General features: G+C 32.7%; 5 protein-coding genes. 2 read left to right on the forward strand and 3 right to left on the reverse strand.

What is annotated here, in order from left to right:
• Positions 1 to 85: 85 nt before the first annotated feature.
• On the forward strand, positions 86 to 862 hold the full coding sequence (locus IW20_RS24995) for an ABC transporter ATP-binding protein (RefSeq protein WP_035629045.1): 777 nt from the start codon (positions 86 to 88) through the stop codon (positions 860 to 862).
• A 298-nt stretch (positions 863 to 1160) separates the two neighbouring features.
• Here IW20_RS24995 and IW20_RS25000 read toward each other — a convergent pair whose 3' ends face one another.
• From IW20_RS25000 to IW20_RS25010, 3 genes are read right to left on the reverse strand one after another with little or no spacing between them, the layout of a single operon-like run.
• Positions 1161 to 1616 carry a tRNA (cytidine(34)-2'-O)-methyltransferase gene (locus tag IW20_RS25000; RefSeq protein ID WP_035629047.1) on the reverse strand — a complete coding sequence of 152 codons (456 nt, stop codon included), beginning with the start codon at positions 1614 to 1616 and terminating at the stop codon, positions 1161 to 1163.
• 45 nt (positions 1617 to 1661) lie between these two features.
• The gene (locus IW20_RS25005) at positions 1662 to 2246 is read right to left on the reverse strand and encodes a pseudouridine synthase (RefSeq protein WP_035629049.1); all 585 of its coding nucleotides are present in this window, start codon (positions 2244 to 2246) and stop codon (positions 1662 to 1664) included.
• Between the two features lie 51 nt (positions 2247 to 2297).
• A complete protein-coding gene (locus IW20_RS25010) occupies positions 2298 to 2510 on the reverse strand; it encodes a hypothetical protein (RefSeq protein ID WP_035629051.1) in 213 nt (70 codons plus the stop codon).
• Between the two features lie 372 nt (positions 2511 to 2882).
• Here IW20_RS25010 and IW20_RS25015 point away from each other — a divergent pair, with 372 nt between their 5' ends.
• Complete coding sequence (locus tag IW20_RS25015; protein ID WP_035629052.1) at positions 2883 to 6302, forward strand: T9SS-dependent choice-of-anchor J family protein; 3420 nt, start codon at positions 2883 to 2885, stop codon at positions 6300 to 6302.
• Positions 6303 to 6372 lie beyond the last annotated feature (70 nt).

Consider the following 6372-nt stretch of genomic DNA (forward strand, 5'->3'; position numbering starts at 1 on the left):
TTTAATTTACAAGTAAATTTTATTTAAAATTCTTTTAATAGAAAAAAGAAACCTATGTTTCTATGTGTTTAAAAAAATAATCAGAATGGAAACTATCTTATCAACTTCAAACTTAAGTATTGGCTACAAGACCAAGAAAGCAACTGTAACTATTGCTCAAAATTTAAACCTGAATTTAGAACCAGGAAAACTCATTGCTTTAATTGGTGCAAACGGAATAGGGAAATCGACTTTGTTACGTACCATAACAGGAATCCAACATCCATTATCAGGGACAGTTTTATTAAATGATAAGAATGTATTCGAATATAAACCACTCGATTTAGCTCAGAATTTAAGCATCGTTTTAACCGAGAAACTCCCATCGAGTAATTTATCCGTTTTTGAGTTAGTGGCTTTGGGTCGCCAACCATATACAAACTGGATTGGGACTTTGACTCCATACGATATCACAAAAGTAAATGAAGCATTAGAACTTACACAAATAAGTCATTTAGCACATAAAAAACATTACGAAATAAGCGACGGACAATTACAGAAAGTATTAATTGCACGTGCTTTGGCACAAGATACGCCACTTATTATCTTAGATGAACCTACTACACATCTCGATTTATTGCACAAAGTAGCGTTGTTTAAATTACTGAAAAAGCTAACACATGAAACAGGAAAATGCATTCTGTTTTCTACGCATGATATCGATTTGGCAATTCAGTTAAGCGACGAAATGATTATCATGACACCCGAAACAGTTATACAAGACGAACCTTGTAATTTGATTGCAACAGGAAGTTTTGCGACTTTGTTCAAAGACGACCATATTACTTTTGATGCCGAAAAGGGAAAGTTTGTAATTACTTAAAAGAATGTATTTATTAGTAATTGTCATTGCGAGTATTTGAAGCAATTTCCTGCTATCGGCTATATCTTTTATTTTTAAAAAAAAAATAAAATAAAAGGATGCCGCTATTATCAGGGCTAGTAGCTTTGAGAACTACCTTGTAATGATTTTTAGACTAGAAGGTATAAAAGTAAATTCTGTATTTCCTAAATAGAATTATTGTAATCACCTTTTTCTATAGAGCAAATACCTACAAGGTTGGAAAAACCTTGCAGGAAGCAAATCGGAGTTTCGATTAAACGATTAAACAAATAACCATTTAGACTTTTAACCCAATCTGTCTTTTAGCTTCACCAACAACAAACGCAACCGAATTTGCGATATTAAAACTTCGAATTAATGACGACATCGGAATCGTAAGATGATTTTCAAACTGTTCTAAAACCTCTTTACTCAATCCTACGCTTTCTTTACCAAAAACCAACCAATCCCCATCTTGGAAATCAGTTTCAAGATATGATTTTTCGGCATGAGAACTCATAAGGAAAACACGTGATAAATCTGGAATCTGAGCTTTCCATTCCGCTACATTCTGATATTCGGTTACATCAAGATGAACCCAATAATCGAGTCCGGAACGTTTTAGGTTTTTATCATTTATAACAAAGCCAAAAGGATGCACTAAGTGTAATCGGCTTTGCGTACCAACACATAAGCGACCAATATTTCCAGTATTATTAGGTATTTCGGGTTCTACGAGAACTATGTTTAACATTGTCGTTAATTTGTTTATTCGGTTAATCGTTAATTTGAGAAGTATTTAAATTGATAGATTTTCTAACTTAAAATCGGGTACTTCTAAAACCTCTCCAGCTTTTAAGCCCTGCAAATATACATTTCCTATACGAACACGTACTAATCTTAAAGTAGGAAAACCCACGGCAGCAGTCATTTTTCGCACTTGGCGAAACTTCCCTTCATTCACCGTAATCGAAGCCCAAGAAGTCGGCCCATGTCTTTCGTCTCGGATTTTTTTTGCTCTAGGACCAAAATCAGGAATTTCAGTAACAATAAAAGCAGAACAAGGTTTGGTTTTATACTTTCCACCATCAAAACCTATTTCTACCCCTTTTTGCAATTCTTCAATAGCTTCAGGAGTAATGATACCATCAACCTGAACGTAATATTCCTTATCGACTTTCTTACTTCTTATTTGTTCGCTTACTTTTCCATCAGTAGTAAGCAGGAGCAAACCTTCGGAATCTTCATCAAGCCTGCCAATAGCCATTGTTCCTTCGGGAAAATTATATAATTCACCCAAAAGTTTCTTCTTTCTTTTTAGCTCATATATAAATTGACTTAAATAACCGTATGGTTTAAAAAGAATAAAATGTTGATGCGACATGCTGGAATTTTTGTGCAAAGATAGCTTTGTTTCACAAGTAATTCCAATTTATCAGTATTCCTGCTTGTTGTTTTTCATTTTATTCAACCATAAATAAACAGACCAGATTACGGTAATACTAAATAAGATAATTTGCGGAATATAATAGTTGCTAAAAAAATCATGAAAATAACTGCCGATTAAAATATATGCCGAAGCGATACAAAGTTTTAATACAATAAACTCAGCATTAGACCAACTAGTTTTGATTTTTAAGAAGCTCATGATATGTAAATTTTAGAGTTAGATAATTAATAATAAAAGTACAATTTTTGAAAGTTACTTTAAGGTATTTATTATTTCATGGATGTAAAAAAAGGTTTGTTTCAGAGGGATTAATTGATCGTTTTTTTGATTGAAAACCCTATGATTACTGGGTTTGTTGAGTAGTTTATATCTAAAGTGTAAAATGAGATTCAATAAGAATTATTCGCTTAACCCATATAATTATTATGGATATCTGAAATAATTAATATTTATTATGTAGTTTGGTGCTAAATATTTATAAAGGTTTAAACAATAACTTTAAAGTTTTATAATATTCGCTTAACTTTAAAGACTATAAATTTGAACTCTAAAAACACTAATTTTTAACGTATGAAAAACCACTACTCTTTGCGCCATTTACTGGCTTTTTTAAGTTTTTTTTATTGCTTTTCAGCAAATCTTTTTGCTCAAGCACCAAGTAATCCTGTGCCTCAAGCTATCCCTTATACACAAAATTTTGATGGTATTGGGAATGGTGTAACTGATTATCCAGATGGTTTTCAAGGCTGGACAGCTAGTGTATCGCCAGGATCAACATTCAATACAAATGCAACTCTAGTTGCCAACAGGACTTTGACTGCTCCACAAGGAGGAACAAGTACTGCTGCTACTAATAGTGGTAATATTCATAACTATAATGGGAAAATTGGTTTTCTTAATACAGGTTCATTAGATTTAACTATTGGTTTTGCATTTAGTACTACTAAAGAAAGTGGGATTCAAGTTCAGTATGATGTAATGACAATTCGTAATCCTTATGATATTACAAGTAATACTCGTATTAATGAAATGGTGTTGCAATACAGAGTCGGAACCACAACACCTTTTGTTTCATTATTATCAACTGTTTATTCTAATAATACAACAACTCAAATAAAGGCAATTACTGACCCACAAAATTTGCAGAAGATAAAGGTAACTTTACCTGCTGAATGCGATAATCAACCAGTAGTTCAGATTCGATGGATATCAAGGCAAGCTGGAGGAGGAGGTTCGCGTCCTTCTTTTGCAATCGATAATATAGATGTCAGAAAAGATAGTGATGCTCCAGTAGATGCAGTAGGTTATCCAAAAATAGATAATGTATTATCAGATGAGTTTGATTTTCATAATAAAATTGATGAAGTAGGGAAAACATATTATGTATTAGTACTAGCTACTGATGCAGCACCTACAGGAGCACAAGTAAAAAGTGGTTTCAACGCAAGTGGAACAGCCGCTTTACAATCTGGTGTATTAGATATCACAGATAAATCATTGGTTTATTCAAAAACAATTACTGGTTTAACACTAAATACAGCATATAGTGTTTACTCTATTTCCGAAGATTCATTTGGAAATATACAAGCAAGTGTAAACAAAATAGATGCGACCACTCCGGCTGTTGTGTCACCAAAAATAACTACAACAACTACAGTAATTAATTTGGGTGTCGAAGAACCAAATTTTACTTCATCGGTTCTAAGTTACCAAATAGGAGGAGATAATCTTAATAATCCAGTAACAGTTACTGCACCGGCTAATTTTGCAATATCTAAGGATAATATCACTTTTGTGCCTTCAGTAACATATAGTGTATCTGATTTTAACGGAAATGCTACGCCAACAGTTTATGTACGTTTTACACCAAATGCACTTGGTAGTTTTACAGGACAAATTACTAATCAATCTATAGGTGCAGCTACTAAAATAGTGAGTGTATCAGGTTTTGGAATTAATCCATACGTTCAGAATTTTAATGATGCCAATGTATTTACCAATAGTGGTTGGACATCTTATAATGTTGCTGGGGTTGCTAATCAATGGAAAAGTACAACTACAAATGCTAATTCAGCTCCTGGAGCAGTGGTAATGAATGGATTTTCAGATGGTGTAAGTGAAGATTGGTTGATTTCGCCAAAATTACGCTTAAATAGCTTTAATAATTATCCTTTATTATCATTTTATGCTCGTAAATATTTTGCAGGACCAAGTTTAAAATTAATGGTTTCTACAAATTACGATGGAAAAAGTAGCCCTGCTAGTGCTAGTTGGACAGAAATAGATGGTAACTTTCCTGTAACTACGGGAGCTTATGTTCAATCACAATACATTAATTTAGGAGCATACATAACGGATCATACTTATGTAGCTTGGGTTTACGAAACGTTATCAGGAGGTAGTGGTAATGCATCAGAGTGGACGATTGATGATGTAGCTATAACAAATGAGCAAGGATTCGTAGATTCAAATCCTAATTTAGATTTTGGAGATGTGAGCCCTAACACAATTTCTACTAGTAAGTCTTTTGTTTTTAAAGCTGGTGGTTACGGTGATGTTACTATTGCAGCTCCACTAGATTATCAATTATCTCTTAATGATTCTAACTTTTTATCAAGTGTTATTGTAAGCGAGGCGGATGCATTGCTTGGGAAAACAATTTATGCAAGATTTACACCTTCTACAAAAGAATTGTCTATAGCTGGTTCGTTAACAATAACAGGAACTTCATTAAATAAAAAGATTGGTACATTAAAAGGTTCGTCTTTACCAAAAGAGGATACATTTGATGTTGTAACGTATAATCTTGAATTTTTTGGAACTGACGTAAAAGATGCCTCTGGAAAAGAATTTGGTCCAATAGATGATGCATTGCAAATTGCTAATGTTGCAAAAGCAATGATTAAGTTAGATGCCGATGTTTATGCTGTACAAGAAGTGTCTAATGACGATGCTATGGATGAGCTAATTAGGCAAATAAGTGTAGGTGGTAAAACATTTAGTAAAGTAACTTCGCCTAGTTGGTCTTATTCATTTAACGCTGCGGATCCTAATTTTCCTGCACAAAAATTAGTTGTAATTTATAATACTAAAACAGCAACGGTAACAAAAGACCGTGTAATGTTTAAGGATTTTTATGATGGACTTCGTGCTGGAACTGAAACGTTAGTAAATTATCCAGGTACTAATGCTAACTTTTTCTCATCAGGACGTTTACCTTATATGGTACAAATAGAAACAAATATCGGAGGAGTAAAAAAACTAATTAATTTAGTAGATCTTCATGCACGTGCTAATAGCGGAACAGATATCAGTAAATACAATATGCGTAAATATGATGCTCAAGTATTAAAGGATAGTCTAGATCGTTATTATTCAAAGTCTAATTTAATCATTTTGGGAGATTATAATGATGATGTAAAAGCATCTGTAGTTACACCAAATCCTTCTTCATATAAAATGTTTGTAGATGATACGGCAAATTATACAGCACTTACTTTAGAAATTAGTAAAGCAGGAGCTTTTAGTTTCTTGAGTTCAGGTGGATTTTTAGATCATATTATGATATCAAATGAATTAAATAGTGAATATATTGCTAACTCTATTGCAGTATATGATCCTCGTACAGATATAGCAAATTATGTAAATACAACATCCGATCACGGACCTGTAATTGCTCGTTTTGAATTAAAAGGATCTACTTTAGGTACAATCGATTTTGAAACCAAGAATGGTTTTGCAGTAAAAGCATATCCTAATCCAGCAACAGATGTTGTTAATGTTCTTGTAAAAACGAATGAAGACAAGAAGCTAAAATTAAGGCTTTATGATATTACTGGTCGCATGATAGGAAAACCTGTTGATGTAAATGGAGGACAAGAAAGTAGTACTTCGGTAATCCAGATAAGTGATTTAAAAACGGGTATTTATATTTATACTTTATCAGAAAATAATAAAGTTGTTTTTAAAGACAAGATTATAAAAAAATAAACGGAAGTTTTATAAATTAAAAATGCTAGATTCTAACCCAGAATCTAGCATTTTTTTTACAGTATAATAT

This window comes from Flavobacterium hydatis, assembly GCF_000737695.1.
In the GTDB taxonomy this organism is placed as follows: domain Bacteria; phylum Bacteroidota; class Bacteroidia; order Flavobacteriales; family Flavobacteriaceae; genus Flavobacterium; species Flavobacterium hydatis.

Excerpts from the sequence above, each read along its gene's own strand:
- IW20_RS24995 (WP_035629045.1), top strand. The coding sequence starts at position 86 with ATGGAAACTATCTTATCAACTTCAAACTTAAGTATTGGCTACAAGACC.
- IW20_RS25000 (WP_035629047.1), bottom strand. The coding sequence starts at position 1,616 with ATGTTAAACATAGTTCTCGTAGAACCCGAAATACCTAATAATACTGGA.
- IW20_RS25005 (WP_035629049.1), bottom strand. The coding sequence starts at position 2,246 with ATGTCGCATCAACATTTTATTCTTTTTAAACCATACGGTTATTTAAGT.
- IW20_RS25010 (WP_035629051.1), bottom strand. The coding sequence starts at position 2,510 with ATGAGCTTCTTAAAAATCAAAACTAGTTGGTCTAATGCTGAGTTTATT.
- IW20_RS25015 (WP_035629052.1), top strand. The coding sequence starts at position 2,883 with ATGAAAAACCACTACTCTTTGCGCCATTTACTGGCTTTTTTAAGTTTT.